This is a genomic window from Cognataquiflexum rubidum, from assembly GCF_022538115.1.
Taxonomy (GTDB): domain Bacteria; phylum Bacteroidota; class Bacteroidia; order Cytophagales; family Cyclobacteriaceae; genus Cognataquiflexum; species Cognataquiflexum rubidum.
Genome location: NZ_JAKZAL010000003.1, coordinates 121,798 through 140,926, shown reverse-complemented (window position 1 = coordinate 140,926; position 19,129 = coordinate 121,798). Strand labels below are relative to the sequence as shown.

At 41.4% G+C, this 19,129-nt stretch carries 14 protein-coding genes; 11 read left to right on the top strand and 3 right to left on the bottom strand.

Features of this window, described 5'->3' with window-relative positions:
* The first annotated feature begins 25 nt into the window (after positions 1-25).
* On the top strand, positions 26-1,003 hold the full coding sequence (locus tag MMU05_RS04755; RefSeq protein ID WP_241140529.1) for a pyruvate dehydrogenase complex E1 component subunit beta: 978 nt from the start codon (positions 26-28) through the stop codon (positions 1,001-1,003).
* 504 nt (positions 1,004-1,507) lie between these two features.
* Here MMU05_RS04755 and MMU05_RS04750 read toward each other — a convergent pair.
* The gene (locus tag MMU05_RS04750) at positions 1,508-4,018 is read right to left on the bottom strand and encodes a TonB-dependent receptor (RefSeq protein WP_241140528.1); all 2,511 of its coding nucleotides are present in this window, start codon (positions 4,016-4,018) and stop codon (positions 1,508-1,510) included.
* A gap of 267 nt (positions 4,019-4,285) precedes the next feature.
* On the opposite strand from MMU05_RS04750, the gene MMU05_RS04745 reads away from it, so the two are divergent.
* The 9 genes from MMU05_RS04745 to MMU05_RS04705 all read left to right on the top strand — a co-directional run bounded on the left by MMU05_RS04745 (position 4,286) and on the right by MMU05_RS04705 (position 15,824).
* On the top strand, positions 4,286-5,362 hold the full coding sequence (locus MMU05_RS04745) for a sensor histidine kinase (protein ID WP_241140527.1): 1,077 nt from the start codon (positions 4,286-4,288) through the stop codon (positions 5,360-5,362).
* Positions 5,359-6,099, top strand: coding sequence for a LytR/AlgR family response regulator transcription factor (locus MMU05_RS04740; protein WP_241140526.1), 741 nt, complete (start codon positions 5,359-5,361; stop codon positions 6,097-6,099). The genes MMU05_RS04745 and MMU05_RS04740 overlap by 4 nt, the downstream gene beginning before the upstream one ends.
* A 545-nt stretch (positions 6,100-6,644) precedes the next feature.
* Complete coding sequence (locus tag MMU05_RS04735) at positions 6,645-7,121, top strand: nucleoside deaminase (protein WP_241140525.1); 477 nt, start codon at positions 6,645-6,647, stop codon at positions 7,119-7,121.
* A gap of 164 nt (positions 7,122-7,285) precedes the next feature.
* A complete protein-coding gene (locus tag MMU05_RS04730; RefSeq protein ID WP_241140524.1) occupies positions 7,286-8,548 on the top strand; it encodes an NAD(P)/FAD-dependent oxidoreductase in 1,263 nt (420 codons plus the stop codon).
* 134 nt (positions 8,549-8,682) lie between these two features.
* A complete protein-coding gene (locus MMU05_RS04725; protein WP_241140523.1) occupies positions 8,683-11,091 on the top strand; it encodes a TonB-dependent receptor plug domain-containing protein in 2,409 nt (802 codons plus the stop codon).
* Between the two features lie 73 nt (positions 11,092-11,164).
* A complete protein-coding gene (locus MMU05_RS04720) occupies positions 11,165-11,584 on the top strand; it encodes a DsrE family protein (protein WP_241140522.1) in 420 nt (139 codons plus the stop codon).
* A gap of 217 nt (positions 11,585-11,801) precedes the next feature.
* Entirely contained in the window at positions 11,802-12,629 is an 828-nt protein-coding gene (locus MMU05_RS04715) for a ZIP family metal transporter (protein ID WP_241140521.1), read from the top strand.
* A 228-nt stretch (positions 12,630-12,857) separates the two neighbouring features.
* A complete protein-coding gene (gene lepB / locus MMU05_RS04710) occupies positions 12,858-13,955 on the top strand; it encodes a signal peptidase I (protein WP_241140520.1) in 1,098 nt (365 codons plus the stop codon).
* 156 nt (positions 13,956-14,111) lie between these two features.
* Positions 14,112-15,824: a glycoside hydrolase family 43 protein gene (locus tag MMU05_RS04705; protein ID WP_241140519.1), complete on the top strand. Its 1,713-nt coding sequence runs from the start codon at positions 14,112-14,114 to the stop codon at positions 15,822-15,824.
* A 284-nt stretch (positions 15,825-16,108) separates the two neighbouring features.
* Here the strand turns inward: MMU05_RS04705 and MMU05_RS04700 are convergent, their stop codons facing one another.
* Both MMU05_RS04700 and MMU05_RS04695 read right to left on the bottom strand, forming a co-directional pair.
* Positions 16,109-17,002: a hypothetical protein gene (locus MMU05_RS04700; protein WP_241140518.1), complete on the bottom strand. Its 894-nt coding sequence runs from the start codon at positions 17,000-17,002 to the stop codon at positions 16,109-16,111.
* Between the two features lie 208 nt (positions 17,003-17,210).
* Positions 17,211-17,549, bottom strand: a complete 339-nt coding sequence (locus tag MMU05_RS04695) for a hypothetical protein (protein ID WP_241140517.1) — start codon at positions 17,547-17,549, stop codon at positions 17,211-17,213.
* Positions 17,550-17,809: 260 nt separating this feature from the next.
* On the opposite strand from MMU05_RS04695, the gene MMU05_RS04690 reads away from it, so the two are divergent.
* A complete protein-coding gene (locus MMU05_RS04690; RefSeq protein ID WP_241140516.1) occupies positions 17,810-18,700 on the top strand; it encodes a glycoside hydrolase family 16 protein in 891 nt (296 codons plus the stop codon).
* Positions 18,701-19,129: the final 429 nt, after the last annotated feature.

The following is a 19,129-nucleotide window of genomic DNA, read 5'->3' as shown; positions in this document are numbered from 1 at the left end:
TTTGCGAGCGCAAATACTGTTTAAAATGAGAGTTATTCAATTTAGAGAAGCATTAAGAGAAGCCATGTCCGAAGAAATGAGACGCGATAAAAACGTGTTTCTGATGGGCGAAGAAGTGGCAGAATACAACGGCGCCTACAAGGTATCCCAAGGAATGTTGGATGAGTTTGGTCCGGATAGGGTGATTGATACCCCGATCGCAGAACTTGGTTTTGCGGGTTTGGGAGTAGGAGCAGCCATGAATGGCCTCAAGCCCATCATCGAATTCATGACATTCAACTTTTCGTTGGTTGCGATAGATCAGATCGTCAACTCTGCGGCCAAGATGCTTTCCATGTCAGGTGGAGCCTATAGTGTTCCGATCGTATTCAGAGGACCAACAGGAAATGCCGGTCAACTTGGTGCCACTCACTCTTCAAATTTTGAAAACTGGTTTGCAAATACTCCTGGACTGAAAGTGATTGTTCCTTCTAATCCCTATGATGCAAAAGGCTTGATGAAAGCTGCCATCAGGGATCCGGATCCTGTGATCTTTATGGAATCTGAATTGATGTACAGTGACAAAGGTGAAGTTCCTGAAGGAGAATATTTATTGCCTATCGGTGTCGCTGACGTCAAAAGAAAAGGAAAAGATGTCACGATCATTTCATTTGGTAAAATGATGAAAGTGGTATTTGAAGCTGCTGATGAATTGGCAAAAGAAGGTATCGAAGCAGAAATCATAGATTTGAGAACTGTCAGGCCGATAGATTATGCTACTTGCCTGGAATCTGTAAAGAAAACCAACAGGTGTGTAGTTGTGGAAGAAGCCAACCCAATTGCAGGGCTTTCTTCAGAACTCGCTTACCATATCCAAAGAAATGCCTTTGACTATCTTGATGCGCCTGTTATCAGGGTCAACTCCATGGACATCCCTTTGAGCTATTCCCCTACTTATATTGAAGCAACCTTGCCAAATGTAAAGAGGACCATCGAGGCTGTGAAGAAGGTGATGTATAAGTAGGAAGTTGGGAAGTTAGGAAGTTGGGAAGTTAGGAAGTTGGGAAGTTAGGAAGTTGGAGGTAAAAGGTAGAAAGTAAGAGGTAGGAAGTTCGAAGAAGAGAAATAAAATTATAAAAACCACTTGGGTAGACCGAGTGGTTTTTTTATGTCTGTTTCTTTTGAAAATCTCTGGGGAAAGTCAATGCCAAATGGTTTCTGACCATTCTATCTAATATGATTGTCTGCAATGACACCAATGGCCTAATTTTATTTTGATTTACACCTCGACTTCGCTCGGTGCCCGATGGTTTTGTTTTTAGAGGAAGGGAGGAAAATGCGACTGCGCCGCATTTTCCTCCCTTCCTAGTCCTCATTCAATATCCGGTGGCCGAGCGAAGTCGAGGTTATTTTTTAAATAGCGATGGTGGCAAAAGAGCGGATTTACATAATATCAAAAAAAACAAAAAAACCGCTAGGCAAAACCTAGCGGTTAATTAATAACTATTACCCAATCATTTAACTATTATTAATTATTTCCGCCGGTGGCTGCACCGCTGTTGCCGTCGCCACCTTCTTTAAGATCGTCGTTGGTCACTCCTCTTTTCTTTTTTCTTGAAGGTCCGTCGACTGACAGTTTCCCTATTCTATAGTTGAAGTTGATCTTGAAATTCATGTTTTTCAAACCAACTGTACTCTGTTGCATGATTGTTGGCGTGATCAACTCATTGTCGATGGTAAATACTTTGGTAAAGAAGTTTTCAGCACCAAAACCGATCGAACCTCTTTTTTCATTGAATGATTTGTTGAAGTTCAAACCATATACACCGAATCCGCCTGAAGTTCCTTGCAATTCAACCCTTCTTCCTCTTTGGAAAGTGAAAGCCTGTACCTGCCAATCTTTTGGTAATGTATAGTTTGCAAATATTCTTCCGCTGAATACAAAACCGTCATTGGATGCTGCATACAAGGGATCGGTCAGACCGTTATCCAATTGTGCGAAATATCCTTCCACACTACCGTTGACAGAAAACTTGCCTGAAAGGTTGACATTGGCAAACACTGACAATCCGTAGGCTTTTTCCTGTCCGATGTTTTCATAGGTTGTGAAAATGATATCGTCCTGTCTCACCGTCCTCACAGGCTGGATAGAACCTGTTGTATTTCTGAAGTAGGTAGTGAAATTCAAGTTTGAGCCTTTGAAGAAGGTGCTATATGACATTTCATAATTATCTGTCAACTCAGGCTCCAACAACGGGTTACCTTGAGAAACCTGCTGCGGGTTTGCGGCATTGATGTTGGGATTCAGGAAATTCAAAGATGGTCTCTGCACCCTTCTGTTGTAGGCCGCTTTGATCATATTTCCTTTTTCCAATTTCCTGCTCAAGTTCAAACTTGGAACCCAAACGCCAAAAGAAGGAATCTCACCGTCAAGTTCTGAGTTAGAGAAATCCGCAGCAATGCTGGTGTATTCATACCTCATACCTCCTTTGAAGGCATACTTCTTGAGGAAATTAGTGGTGTAAGACGCATAAGCCGCAGTCACATTCTGATCATAGCTGAATTCGTTGGAGAAGGTCACGTCATCCACTTCTACAAATTCACCATCTGCACCTTCGGCTGTGAAATAAGCGAAGTCACTGACAGCTTTTCTCAGGATATTTTTTGCTCCGTATTCCAGAATCTGATTTTCAGCCAAAGGAGTTACATAATCCAATTGGAGTGTAAATTCACGGTTGGTACCGGAGTTAAGGTTTTTGATCCTGCTTGATATGTTTTCAAAATTGCTATCGAATTGGCTGTTGATGAAGTCGTTGGTCAGGTTATTCTGGCTGAACAAACCGGAGATACTGAATTCCTTACCTTTTTTCTCGTAAGACTTGGTGTAGTTGAAGTTCAGGTCCACGTTGTTTGAAAGGTTGTCTGTATTGACATCTCTTAACAATGAACTTTGCAACACCTCATCCAAATAAGTATCTGTCAACAAACCATCCTGTCTGTTTCTCATGTTTCTGACTCCATAACTCACTGAGGCAGTCAAGAAGTTATATTTGTTGATTTCATAATCCCAACCCAAGTTATACCTGCCAAAAAGCATATTGCTTCTGGTGTCGGCGTATTGGGAAATGTTTCTTGTTGTTCCATCGGCATTGGTGATGTATTGTTGATTTTCGAAAAAGCCAAGGATATTGTATCCTGATCTACCAAAACCTCCCAATGTCCAAGACATTTTCTTTTGCTTCAAACTTGCATTCAATCCAAGGTTAGAACCTCTATATCCTACACTGCTATTGATGTTCAAAGAAGCTCCCTGAATGTTGTTTTTCTTAGTGATGATGTTGATGACACCACCTGTACCCTCTGCATCATATTTGGCAGATGGGGAAGTAATCACTTCCACAGATTTGATTTCTTCGGCAGGAATCTGCTTCAATGCCTCAGCCACGTTGGTTGCTACTATAGCAGATTGCTTACCGTTTAACAAGACCAATATGCTTGAACTTCCTCTCATAGAGACGTTTCCGTCCATGTCCACTGAAAGCATAGGAACTCTTCTCAATACATCAGAGGCATCTCCGCCGATAAGGGTTTTGTCATTTTCTGCATTGTAAATGGTCCTGTCCACTTTCTCCTCAATCAGGTCACGCTGTCCCATGACAGTGACTTCCTGAAGGGCAACAGCTTCCTGTTCCAAGGAAAGAGACCCAAGATCAAATGACGTTTTTTCATCCGTCACTGCTAGTGGTCCAGAAGTAATGGCCTGAAAACCCATAAAAGTTACCTGGACAAGGTAGTTTCCGTTTTTGAAACCGGAGATAATGAATACCCCGTCAAAATCGGCAACAGCACCGGCTACATTCTGACGTGTTTCGGCGTCTAACAAGGAAACTGCCGCATACGCTACAGGCTGGTTGTTGGATTTGTCAAGAACCTTTCCTGATATTTTATATTCAGGCTTTGATCCTTGGGCATGTCCTGGGGAGACATTGATTCCTATGGTAAGGAGAAGAACAAATAATAGTTGGATTGCAGTTTTCATCAATTTAAAATTTTGTGGTTGTCTTTTGGACAGATTACCCAACAAAGGAATATCTGATTCAAATCAAAAAAAAATCAAATAGATAGGGAGTGGAAATGCATCGACCAAAGGCATAGAAAGCCTGATAAACCCATTTATTTACTCATTTTTGGCACTTAACCTCCAAATCTCCCATTTGGGCGACTAAATAGCCTGATTGGTAGATTGTTGTGGTTTAACCGCAAAACTTTCCATTAGTTTACATCACATTTACATAATATCTGTATCATGCCGGAGATCACTATCAAAAAAAGTCTGCCTCTACTCATCCATATATTGGGTTGGAGTCTATTTGGATCAGTTATCTTTTTGCTTTCACCACTAACCTCAGAGGTTGAGCGTCCCAATGAGTATTGGATCAAGCAAGTATTGCAGTTTGCATCCCTTGTACTGACCTTCTATTTCAATTTTTTCTACCTGATCCCCAAAGTATTGTTCAAAAACAAAACTTCACTCTTTTTATTCTTGAATCTTCTTGGTGGATTGTTCTATGTGGTCATTTTTGTTTTATATGATCAATACACCAATATGCCTGAATTGATGCACAAAGCTTTCAGACCAGGCGTCCCATATATAGCCAAAACAAGTTTCTTTAGTCGCTATGATTTGTTCAGTTTTATGATTTTCAGTATGTCTGTAGGGATCAGTACAAGTATCGTAGCGGTCCAAAAATGGCAATCTGATGAAAAAATCAGACTTGAACTCCAGCAGCAGCAGATCAATTCTGAACTTTCCTACCTTAAAGCACAGATCAACCCACACTTCTTTTTCAACACACTCAATAATATCTACGCCCTGACCAATATCGATGTGGAAAAGGCCAAAACGGCGTTGTTGAAACTGAGCAGGATGATGCGGTATGTACTCTATGAAACCGAAAAAAACCAAACCCTTCTGACCAAGGAAAATGAGTTTATCAAAGACTTTATCGAGTTGATGAAACTGAGGCTGACAGGCAAAGTAAAATTGGACCTTCAGATCCCTGAAAAAATCGAAGAAGCCGAAATCGCACCCATGCTGCTGTTACCTTTTATTGAAAACTGCTTCAAGCACGGCATCAGCTCGCAAAAAGAAAGTGTTATTCTTATTTCACTTTCAAGGGAGAAAAACTACCTTGTCCTACACACTGAAAATACGATTTTCAAATCAACAGAAAATACGCCCGAAGGAAGCGCAAGCGGAATCGGGATGACCAATACAATCAGAAGGCTTGACCTTCTCTATCCGGGCAAATATAAACTGGACATTGACCAGGAAAACACCGAAAACCAATTTAGGATCACTTTGAAAATTGACCTCTCATGACCATCAAATGTATTGCGGTAGATGATGAGCCTCTGGCTTTGGATTTGGTTGCCAAATTCATAGAGCAGACTTCATTTCTCAGCCTGCAATCCAAATTTGACAATGCCATCCAGGCTTTGGGTTATGTCAATCAAAATGAGGTTGACCTGATTTTTTTGGACATCCAGATGCCGGACCTTTCAGGAATGGAATTGGCCCGGATTCTTGACGGAAAGACCACCTCCAAAAAACCAAAAATAATTTTTACCACGGCCTATAACCAGTTTGCTGTCGAAGGATACAAAGTCGATGCATTGGATTATCTGCTCAAACCCTTTAGTTATGAAGAGTTTTTAAAAGCAGCGACCAAAGCGTACCAGTTTTTTGAGAACCAGAAAAAAAACACTATCGCCAAGGTCGAATCCGAAAAACAAGTCGATTACATTTTCCTCAAAGTAGAATACCAACTCGTCAAAGTGATGCTCAAAGACATCACCCATATCGAAGCCTACAAGGACTATGTCAAGGTACATTTGAAAGACAAGCCAAATCCCCTACTCTCCCTCACTAGCATGAAAAGCATGGAGGAACTTTTGCCATCCGACAACTTCATGCGCGTCCACCGTTCGTTTATCATCAACCTTGACCATATTGACTCTGTCTCGCGAAACGTCATCCACATAGGAAATTCCCAGATTGTCGTCAGCGAAAATTACAAAGATGCCTTTATGGAGTTTTTGGGCAAGTGGATTGGGTGAGGGGTGGGTTATTGGGTTGTAATTGTTGTAGTGGTTGTAATTGTTGTCATTGTTATTGGGTTATTTGGTTAATGGTTAATGGGTTATTTGGTTAATGGTTAATGGGTTATTTGGCTATTGGGTTATTTGGTTAACTGAAACCAGGTCGGAAATGAAATCTTGATCTTATACCTTTGAATCTTGGTACTTGATACTTGATACTTGGTACTTAATACTTTGTACTCAGATCTTGCCTCTCGGCTCTCGGATATTTGGTTAATGGCTATTAGGTTATTTGGTTAACGGTTACCAGGTCGGAAATGAAATCTTGATCTTATCCCGTTGGTACTTGATACTAGGTTCTTGATACTTGGTACCCAGTTCTCGTTTCTCGGTTATTGGTTAATTGTTTATTTGGTTAACTGATACCAGGTCGGAAATGAAATCTTGATCCTCTACTTTTGAATCATGGTACTTGGTACTTGATACTTGGTACTTAATACTTTGTACTCAGATCTTGCCTCTCGGTTCTTGATACTTGATACTTGATACTTAAAAAAATCCCCATGGAAGAAATCCACGAAAAATTCATGAAAATGGCCATTGACTTGTCCCGTACAGGAATGGTGCAGGGAAAAGGAGGTCCTTTTGGCTGTGTTATTATAAAAGACGGGAAGGTAGTCGGTCAGGGATGTAACTCCGTCTTGGACACCAATGACCCTACTGCCCATGCGGAAGTGGTCGCCATCAGGGATGCCTGCAAAAACCTTGGAAGTTTTCAATTGGAAGGCTGTTACCTCTATACTTCCTGTGAACCTTGCCCTATGTGTCTTGGAGCCATTTATTGGGCGAGACCGGAGAGGGTATTTTTTGCCAATACCAAGAAGGATGCTGCCGCAATAGGCTTCGATGACCAGTTTATTTATGAGGAATTGGAGTTGCCTCTGAATAAAAGGAAAATCCCATTTTCCCAACTTTCTAAGAAAGAAGCCAATCAGGTTTTCAAAGAATGGGTTTTGCTGGACAACAAAACCTTGTATTGAAGGCCAAAATCAAATTTGGGATTGGTTTTTGATAGACTTTTTATGGATTGGGGTTTTGATTTTTCTCCGAAAAAAAAAATTAACCCATTGGATAAATGTGATTAAAATCACTGTTTCCATTTTTTTTGGATACTACTTTTATTGTACACAAAACCAAAATATCCATGAGCCACTATCAGATATTGATCATTGGGGGAGGAACAGCAGGAATCACAGTTGCTGCACAGCTTCGAAACAAAGATAAAAGCCTTCAGGTAGCCATTCTAGAACCTTCCGAAAAGCATTATTACCAGCCTGCCTGGACTTTGGTGGGAGCGGGAACATACAAATTTGAAGACACGGAAAGGTCAGAAGCCAGGTATATTCCCAAAGGAGTCACTTGGGTCAAAGACAAGGCTACCGATCTTAACCCGGAAAAAAATACTGTGAAAACAGTCAAGTCTGGAGATTTGACTTATGATTTTTTGGTTTTGGCACCGGGTCTGATCATGGCTCCCGAATTGTTGCCCGGACTATCTGAAGTGATGGACAAAGGTGTGGTATGTAGTAATTACACCAATCCAAACCATACTTGGGAAGTACTGCAAAATTTCAAAGGCGGCAATGCCGTATTTACCCAGCCTACCACTCCAATCAAATGCGGAGGTGCTCCACAAAAAATCATGTACATGGCTGAGGAATATTTCAGGAGATCCGGTGTACGGGACAAGACCAAGGTGGTCTTTGCTACTCCCGGGACAGTAATCTTTGGAGTTCCGGATTTTGCCAAAACACTCACCAAAATCATCGCCGACAGGGATATCATCCTCAAAACATTCTATGCCCCTGTCAAAATAGACGGAGCAAAACAAGAAATAACATTCAAGTATATCAAAGATGACTTTAATGAATATTCCAAAAAACTCGATGCCAGAATCATGGAAAAAATGAGTGGGGAAACCGAAATCACCATTCATTATGACATGCTTCACATTGCCCCGCCACAGCAGGCTCCGGATTTTGTGAGGAACTCCCCCATCTCCATGAAAGAAGGCCCGGGCAAAGGTTGGGTGGATGTGGACATCAATACACTTCAGCACCTGAGATTTCCCAATGTCTTTTCCTTAGGCGATGTAGCCGCCTTGCCGACTGCCAAAACCGGTGCTGCCGTGAGAAAGCAAGCTCCTGTGGTGGTAGGCAATTTGATCCACCTGATGAAAACCAAGAAAGTAGGCGAAATGAAATATGAGGGTTATTCCTCTTGCCCTTTGGTAACGGGCTACAGCAAAATGGTATTGGCAGAATTCAAATATGACAACGTCAGAGACAGTGACCCGCTCATCTCCACTTTTGTAGATACCAGCAAAGAGCAATACAGCATGTGGCTGCTCAAAAAATATGTACTCCCAAGAATGTATTGGGACATGATGCTCAGAGGAAGAGCCTGATAGGGATGGCCCGGAGAGACACCGGGCCATCTTCATTTATAAGAAATCCAATCCGTCACAGATTTTCATTCACATAATTTACACTTCATTTTTTTCAAAAGTTACCTAACTTCCCGAGCGAATTTTTAATAAGAATGCTCAGAACAGGATTATTGCTTTTGTTTTTATTTCAATTCAATACGGCCTTTGGTCAGGTACTTTCGGTCCGGGAGGCAGGTTCTGAGATCCCGATGGAATTTGTGAGCATCGCTTCCCCGAAAGCAAAACTCATGGTACATACCAATGCTCAGGGTGAGGCCGACATAAGCTCCTTCAAGGGTCAGGAAAAAATTGACATCCGGATTTTTGGCTATATCCCGGTTTCCAAAAGCTACAGCCAACTTGAAAGTGCAGGTTTTCAGGTTTTTCTAGAACACTCGGAAATTACCCTGCAACAAGCAGTAGTGTCCGCCACCAAATGGAGTCAATCCCGTCAGGAAATTCCTGCAAGAATTACAACCATTACGACCGAAGAAAGAAATCTCCTCAACCCCCAAACGGCCGCCGACTTATTGGGTATTTCGGGTGAGGTCTTTGTTCAAAAAAGCCAACAGGGAGGCGGAAGTCCGATGATTAGGGGTTTTTCGACCAACCGCCTTTTGTATACCGTCGACGGTGTCAGGATGAATACCGCCATTTTCAGAAGCGGTAACCTCCACAACGTGATCTCCTTGGATCCATTTGCTACGGAAAGTACGGAAGTCTTTTTTGGTCCGGGATCCATCATCTATGGCTCTGATGCAATCGGGGCAGTGATGGGCTTCCAAACACTGCAGGCCCAAATCGCAGAAAAAAAATACCTTTCAGGCAATGTTACCCTCCGGACCAGCACTGCCAACAAAGAAAAAACAGGACATGTCCACCTGAAATATGGAATTAAAAAATGGGCCGGCGTCACCAGTCTGAGTAGCCATAATTTTGACGACCTCAAGATGGGAAGCCATGGTCCCGAGGAATTTTTGCGGCAAACTTATGTCGTCACCGAAAACAACCAAGACCTTTTGGTAGAAAATCCCAATCCCAAAATCCAGGTACCTTCAGGCTACAACCAACTCAACCTGATGCAAAAAATTAGATTCGCTCCCAATCAAAAATGGGATTTTCAATATGGATTCCATTATTCGGAGACTTCCACGTTTTCGAGGTATGACAGGTTGATCCGGTTTAGGCCAAATGGCCAACCCCGCAGTGCAGAATGGAAATATGGGCCCCAGTCTTGGATGATGAACCACCTGAAGATTTCATACACTTCTGACTCCAAAGCCTTTGATCAGGTGACCTTGAATCTTGCCCTCCAAAAATTCGGTGAAAGCAGGATTGACCGGAACTTCAACGATCCTATCCGGCGAACAAGAACAGAAGAGGTCATGGCTTATTCTGTCAACCTTGATTTTCTGAAGACCTTCCCAAAAAACGCTAAGCTTTTTTACGGCCTGGAACTGATTCAAAATGATGTTCTATCGACCGGGCAGGATGAAAATATCCGTTCCGGGGAAATTTCGGTAGGGCCTGCGAGGTATCCCGATGCGACATGGAAATCTTATGCCGCCTATGGTTCCTACCAAAAGAAACTCACAGCAAAATCACTCATTCAGGCAGGACTGAGGTATAATTACTTTGGATTGAAAGCCGACTTCAGTAACAACCTGGATTTTTATCCCTTTCCTTTTGAACAAAGCAACAACAGGGAAGGCGCGCTCACCGCAAGTACAGGCTGGGTCTACACCCCAGCGCCGGACTGGACCGTCCATGTCAATGCCTCCACTGGTTTCCGCGCACCGAATGTAGACGATATTGGAAAAGTTTTTGATTCCGAGCCGGGAACTGTCATGGTGCCAAATCCTGATATCACCGCGGAATATGCCTATAACCTGGAAGCCAATGTGGGAAAGGTTTTTGGGGATTGGATGATGATCGACCTCACCGGATATTATACCCATTTGGACAATGCCTTGGTAAGAAGGGCGTACACCCTCAATGGCATGGATAGTATCCTGTATGATGGGGAAATGAGCAAAGTGTTGGCTTTGCAAAATGCGGCTTTCGTACGAATCCTTGGATTACAGGCAGCTTTGGAAATCAAATTACCGATGAATCTGACCTTTTCCTCAAGATTAAATCTCCAAAAAGGAACAGAAGAAACCGATGATGGAAGCCAAAGTCCCACCCGACATGCCCCGCCGACTTTTGGCGTAAGCCGGTTGGAATACCGAAAGGAAAAACTGACTGTTCAGCTATTTTCTGAATATTCCGGTGGGTTTTCTTTCGAACAGCTTCCCCTTGAGGAAAGGGGGAAACCCGAATTATACGCTATCGACGCCAATGGAAACCCATATAGTCCTTCTTGGGCAACGTTGAACCTTAAAGGAATGTACCAAGCCCATAAGCTCCTGACCATCAGTGCCGGATTTGAAAACATCACCGATATCAGGTTTAGGACTTACAGCTCGGGAATTGCTGCTCCGGGCAGGAATTTTATCCTGAGTCTGATGGCCAATTTCTGAGGTTAACTCCCAAATCCGTGACTCAAATCACGAAGTAATAACAAGATAAACCGTAGCTTAACAGAAAAAAAACATGCGAACTTCCCTCACATTGCTCCTTTTGATGGTATTTACCGCCATTGCCTCCGCGCAGGTTGTCTCCACGGCTGAACATAAAATCCTTTATCAACTGACGGACGGTGAACAGGAAGTCCACAAGAAATTTATCAGACAACTCAATAACGTCCTCACTGCAGCTCCAAATGCAAAAATCGAAGTCGTCACCCATGGAATGGGTATAGATTTGCTTAGCAAAACGGACAACCCATTTGAAAGCGATCTGCAAAAATTGGTGGACAAAGGAGTGGTCTTTGTTATCTGCGAAAACACTTTGAAGCAAAGGGAAATGAAAAAAGAGCAGTTTCTGCCCTTGGCGGGATTTGTCCCTGCTGCCATCATCGAACTTGTCATGAAGCAGGAAGCAGGTTGGATTTATATCAAAGCAGGGGGATAAGAGAGAAGGCCATATCAAGGCCAATTAGTCCTCAGTCCATAGTCCACAGACGACAGCAGGCTCAAGCGAACTTCAGTCCGGATTTTAATGATTGGAGCCATTCAAAATATTAATATGTACCAAGGTTTAATTATCGGGGAGAATTGATTCTTTACTACCTTTTTCTTTTTTTCTTACTATTCAAAAAACTTGGATAATTTTGTGGAAACAATTTCCAATGCTTGAATCCATTGAAATTTATGCAACTGAGATTGGACCGGTCAAAGCCGCCTTGCTTGCGACTTTGTTTACCTGGTTTTTGACTGCCTTAGGCGCATCTTTAGTCTTTTTTTTCAAAACCATCAACAGGGCGGTTTTTGACACCATGCTCGGTTTTACGGGAGGGGTGATGATTGCGGCGAGTTTTTGGTCACTTTTGGCTCCGAGTATCAAGCATTCTGAAAAAATGTATCCGACTATGCCTTGGTTGCCGGCTGCGATCGGTTTCCTTTTGGGCGGGTTTTTCATATTTGGGCTGGACAAGCTCATGCCCCACCTCCACATCAACTTCAACAAAGAAGAGACCGAAGGTGTCGCCACCAAATGGCACAGGTCTACTTTGCTGCTTTTGGCAATCACACTCCACAATATCCCTGAGGGATTGGCGGTAGGAATTCTTTTTGGCGCAGCAGCCAACGGCATGGAAGGGGCGAGTATCTCTGCAGCAGTGGCTTTGGCTATCGGTATAGGCATCCAAAATTTTCCCGAGGGCTTGGCTGTCGCTGCACCCTTGAGAAGACAGGGAGTAAGCCGGAGAAAAAGCTTTTGGTACGGACAGTTATCCGCTGTCGTAGAACCTGTTGCCGGTGTCTTGGGTGCTGTTGCGGTCATCCACATGCAGAATGTATTGCCTTATGCACTTTCCTTTGCTGCAGGCGCGATGATCTATGTTGTAGTCGAAGAGGTTATTCCCGAAACACAGCGCGACAAGTACACTGATTTGGCAGTGTTGGGATTCATGTTGGGATTTACCGTCATGATGATTTTGGATGTGGCCTTGGGATAAGGATTGATTAGAATTTTGGGAAATCAGATTCGGATTTTGACAACATGTACTTTTTAATCTTGAGACACTTCGCTGCTTTCAACTTGGATGTTTAGGAATTCCCATATTGGGTTACCCCCGATTGTCAATTGTTAAATAGCCTTAAATCAGGGTTTTGGAATAGCATCTGACTTTTTGACTTCCTATTTTTAGTCTTTAACATTTTCAACCAACAAATTTTCCCCTGCCATGAAATCCTCTACGACAGAAAAAAAACCTATCCTGACTGAATGGCGAAATGCCATAGTCTTTGCAGTTGTATTCGCCACTTTGGTCCGTTGGTCCCTGGCGGAAGCATTTGTAATCCCGACCAGCTCAATGGAAAATTCCCTCTTGGTAGGCGATTATATCCTCGTGAGCAAAGTCCATTACGGTCCAAGAACCCCCACCACGCCTTTGCAGGTACCCTTAACCCATCAGAAAATTTGGGGAACAGAAATTCCCTCTTACCTGGATTGGATCCAACTCCCCACTTTTCGCTTTCCGGGAATGAGAGGGGTACAGAGAGGCGAAACAGTAGTATTCAACGCTCCCAAAGACCTGCTTGACCCCACAGAAAGGCCGATGGACCTCATGACTTACCTGGTCAAGCGCTGTGTGGCCATCTCCGGTGATGTACTTGAAATCCGGGACAAACAGATTTTTGTCAATGGAAAAGCGATGCCCAATCCTCCCGGTATGAAATTCCGCTATGAAATGTTGACCGAATATCCGCTTCAATCCCACCACTTAGAGGCATTCGGTTTGGATAGCGAAGATTATTGGTTCCTCGGATATACTAAAGAAAATACACCCGTCTACAGCCTGTTGCTGACAGCGGAACAGTTGGAAAAAATAGAATCAGCTCCCTTCAATATTTCCATTCACCCTCCTTCCGACACCCAATCAGGTTTGGAATTATTCCCCTCCTCCATGGCAAATCTTTGGACCAAAGACAACTACGGCCCTGTGACAGTTCCGAAAAAAGGAATGCAAATACCAATCAATGCAACGACTTTGGACCTTTATGGGGAATTGATCGAGAAGTATGAAGGTCAGGATAAAGTGGCAATATCTGGCGGGAAGTTGGAAATCGGTGAAAAAACTATAACCAATTACACCTTCAATCAGGATTATTACTTTATGATGGGAGACAGCAGGGACAATTCTATCGACTCCCGGTATTGGGGATTTGCCCCGGAGGACCATATCGTCGGCAAACCGGTCATGGTTTTGTTTTCAAAAAATGTAGAATCGACAGGTTTGGATCGGATCAGATGGGAAAGGTTATTTATGGGAATTGAATGAGGATTTTGGGAAGTTTTGAAAATCCTGAAATGGTGAGCAATGATTTTCAAACAATAAGATATTGAGGGATATTGGGTATTTTTGAATACTTGAAGAGTATTTGAATTTTTGACCAAGTAGTATTCCAAAACAGTTTCTAACCTTAAACCTATTCATATGAAAAACCCAAAACCTATTCTATTATCTCTATTGACAGTTTTGCTGACTTTTTCGGGGGCATTCAGCCAGAAAAGCAACTCGCCAATTTTCTCCCAAGCAGTCTATCAGGGAAATGACCAAGTGTACAAAGATTATCCATTGGAAGCAGATGAATTTTACAATCCCATACTTCAAGGTTGCTATCCGGATCCTTCCATCACCAGAAAAGGAAATGATTATTACCTGGTCAATTCTTCCTTTGCCATGTTTCCCGGAGTACCGATTTTCCATTCCAAAGACCTGGTCAATTGGACCCAAATCGGTCACGTACTGGACAGAAAATCCCAACTCAAAGTAGAAGATTCAGGAATCAGTGCCGGTATTTACGCTCCTGATATTCTATACAACCAATACAACGACACTTTTTACATGATTACTACCCAGTTTTCCGGAGGAATGGGGAATATCGTCGTAAAAACAAAAGACCCAAAACAAGGGTGGAGCGATCCCAACAAACTTAATTTTTCAGGAATTGATCCTGCCCTATTTTTTGATGAGGACGGAAAAGCATATGTCGTCCACAATGATGCCCCCGACAAAGGAAAAGAACTCTACAATGGTCACCGCGTGATCAAAATTTGGGAATATGATATGGCTGCTGACCAAGTCATCCAGGGAACTGACAAGATCATTGTTGATGGTGGGGTGGATATCAAACAAAAACCGATTTGGATCGAAGCGCCACATATCTATAAGAAGAACGGAAAATATTACTTGATGTGCGCTGAAGGCGGAACAGGTGGCTGGCACAGCGAAGTGATTTTTGTAAGTGACAATCCAAAAGGACCTTACATTCCCGCTCCAAGCAATCCGATCTTAACCCAAAGGTATTTTGCCAAAGACCGAAAAAACAAAGTGGATTGGGCAGGACATGCGGATCTGGTTTTGGGACCGGATGACAAATACTACGGAGTCTTTTTGGGAATCAGACCAAATACCAAAGATAGGGTGAATTCAGGCCGTGAGACTTTCATTTTGCCGGTGGATTGGTCAGGAGAATTTCCGGTATTTGAGAATGGCCTGATTCCGATGGAACCCAAAATCAAAATGCCTAAAGGCGTGACAGAAAACAAAACAGGAAAGGATGGCTATTTTCCCAATGGCAATTTTACCTACACCGAAGAATTCAAATCAGACAAGCTGGATTACCGATGGATCGGTTTGAGAGGTCCGAGAGAGGATTTTATGACCATTACCAAAACTGGTGTAGAGATCAAACCATTTGCAGTGAACATCAAAGAGGTAAAACCCATCTCTACCTTATTCTACCGGCAGCAACATAAAGATTTCTCTTTTTCCACCACCATGGATTATAAACCTGCTTCAGAAAAAGATCTGGCAGGAATTACCTGTCTGCAAAGTGAGAAATTCCATTATGTCTTTGGGGTCACCAAAAAAGGAAGCGACATCTTTATCGTCCTTGAAAGGACTGAAAAAGGAACTTCAACTATCATCGCCAGCCAAAAAATTGAGTTAAAAGGACCCATCCAACTTGAAGTAAAAGCAAAAGGAGATGACCATGAATTCAGCTATAGCATTGATGGCGGCGCAATGAAAAATCTTGGAGGTGTGGTTTCGGGAGATATTTTATCCACCAATGTCGCAGGCGGATTTACCGGAACCCTGCTCGGATTGTATGCCACTGCGGCAAATGATGCGGTGCCGAAGTAAGTGATTGCTGTGGGTTATTTTACCGAAAAGGGTGGATTTCAAATTCCTCCCTTTTTTTTCTATTAATGGTATTGGGATGCTATTTGGCTATCCAAATAACCGACCTACCTGATAAAAATTAAAAGGAGTCGAATTAACAAATTCGTCTAAAACAGAAACTACTTTCGACAAGTAGTCCGCATTTTCTAATCTCGAAATTGGATTTTAGAAAGGTATTAAAAAAAAGACATGCCCGAGTTGAATTAATAGTTCAAAAACTAGAAAGGTGTACTTAAAAACTGCACCTAGCGAATGCAATTTTCCATTTGTAATTTTATTTTGAGTATTGATTCTTCATACCTATCATCCCCCACAATTATTTGAATTTGAAATTTCACAAAATCCAATATCCTAAAGGTACACCAAACGAGATTGTGGTAATTTTCATCTGAGGAATTTTGTCCTGCATGTAAGTTTGAATGATCAGAGAAATGATGTTGTTGAGTAAAATATTTGTAGTAAATAAATATATCTGCATACTCTTTGAAACTTGATCTTAGAATACGACGGAACTTATATTTTTCACTCAACATAGATTCTTTTGGGCTTTTTCTAACATCATTATTTTCAAATAAATTATTTTTGGAGGTAGCCCTTAGCTCTTCAGCAGTTTTTAGCTTTTGGGTTATGTCATCATTTCTAAACAAATGAGCAAAAAAAGTCTTTAGCTGAACTAAGTTTTCTGATCTTTTTTCCTCACTCTTATTTACATAATTATACATTGGGCATTCTTGAGGAATTTGCTTTTCTAATTCATCCATTTCTAAAAGGGCATTCAAATAATCTCTATTGAAGAAATCATATTCGTTCTTGAATGAAGAAAAACTAAGCTCATTAGAATCATGAAACGACATCAAATAGCAAAAATTCAGAAAATCAACTAGAAGTGTTCTATAAATGTGTGCTATAGAATGAAATATAAATGTTTGTTCTTTATAAACATCTAAAAGACAAATTATTGCTTCTAAGTTTGAGCGGGTTCTTAGCAAGAGTTTATTTGCTACTTTTTGAGGCAAATTTAAGGATATTCCAGCTGAAATCATTTCTTTAGAAAAAGCATCTATTACTGTGCATATCCTAATTATTATGATTCTAAATTGTTCGACATTCTCTGGACGATACATTCCTTTTTCAACCATTTGATTTTCTTTTCATTTTAACCCACCTAGATGTAGTATAGCGATTGTTGGTGGACTGGGTGTAATTTGCAATTACACCCATTTATCCTAACCAATTTAAAATTGGTGTATTATAAAACACCCTCTATCGAAAGATAATCCTAGTTTATTGAATTACAAATTCAAATTCATAATAAGACGTAATTGCAAATTACGCATAGCCGTAGATTTACTGCTTTTTAAAAAAATCCTTCATCGGCCAAATCACGAAATTAAGAAATGCCATTTTTGAAAATGGATAAACCAGTTTAACAATTAAAAAATACGACAATGCAGCACCTGGTAGATAGAATACCAAATCATACCAACTAAAGAAAAACCTAATTACCACCTCTTGTCCGGTTTCAGGAAAAATCTTCCTAATCAAGTTTAAAATTGAAAGGGGAGCTAAAAGGAAAATTACAACGATTACTGCAATATTCCCTAACCCAATAATAATTAGTAAAAGCCAGGCGATGAGATTTACCGGAATTAATAAAACCCATTCAACAAGTTTCGTAACCTTCATTTCTTTTATTCTGCCTCGTTATAGTATTGGTTACCATTTAGTTTTGCTAGCGCTTGGGATCTAATTCACTATTCTATTTAAACAATTTTCAATTATTTTCTAAGAAAAAGCTCTATTCGAAAGGTAATTCCCTGCCATTTGAATTACAAATCCCACTAAATAAAAAGGTAAAGGAACAATCTTCACCTAGCGGAAGATAAGCCAAAACACCTCTTACATTTTATTTGTAGATTTGGATATACCGCAATCAGGAAGCCATTATGAAACAACATATCCTTTCAACACTTATATTTTTAATTCCTTTCATTGCCATTTCCCAAACAGACAAGTATCACAGTTCATTTAAGGAGGATTTTTCGGATTCTACTTCTGTCCACTTTAGATATGGCTCAACCGGAAACAAATCTGAATTCAAATATAAACTTGGGGTAAACTCTCCTTCAGAGCCCCGTACCAAAATCCTTTCTTTTAAATTGGATCCAGAAGAAAATGCAGGAGCAGGTCGGGGACCGGAAATCATCTCAAATGACTTCACGCATTTTGGGACTTACTCTGCGCGTCTGAAAGTTCCTGAGGCAAAATCCATTCAGCCTAACGTGGGTGCAGTCGTCGGCTATTTCACCTACCATGTAGATAGCGCTCCCGGTTTGAGTGAGATTGACTTTGAGTGGCTGCTTGCCGATCCCACGATCATATATGTTGGCACATGGACCGGTCAATCCGGTGCGCTGAGGAGAGTTGGTCGCATCATCAACCTTGCCAAAGGAATTGTCTATGAGACGATTTGCAGGGAAAGCGATACAGGCTTTAGGACCCCATTATCAGGAATCCAAAATCAGCCTGCAACCATTGAGGCCATTGAGGATTATGACGCTTCGGCAAAATTTTATACTTATGGTTTTGATTGGTATGAGGACCGCATCACTTGGTGGATGATTCATCCTGTCAGTAGTGAGAAGATAGTGTTATGGGATTATCACGGCACTACCATAGGAATACCTCAACACCGTACCAAGTACAGAATGAACTTTTGGCATACCAAAGATTGGGCTGTGGAAACCAATCCAAGTTCTCTTGAAAAGCCTATTCAGCCATTCGAACTGGAGGTAGATTGGATGACTTATGAGCCTTTTAAAGGCAGTACAAAATAAAACTACTTTGGCATGTTTCGGAATTTTTCTCTTCAACAATTATGGCCAAAGTCCCTTTATGGGAAATAATCTCGGTAAAATAATCCGATCCAAAGGATGGCTTTTGAGCCTTTAGTTACAAAATGTATTCCGTACCTAAAGGCACGGAAAAACACCAAAATTAAAATTCATCCTACCCATATATTGTCCCTAAAGGGACTGTATTTTCTACAACATACCCCTCAGCATCCTGAATTTTAATCCATAATCCCCCTAAATCAGGTATTTAGTGTCAATTTTACACTAAAAGAATTACAAGCGGTCAATACTCCTTTTGACCTTCTTTGCTGTAATTGATTCTGAACATATATTTAATCCTGCATATTGTCACAAAATCCAAACGTTCCATAAAAGGAATTTGTGAAATCAAAATACAAAGTGCCTATTAAC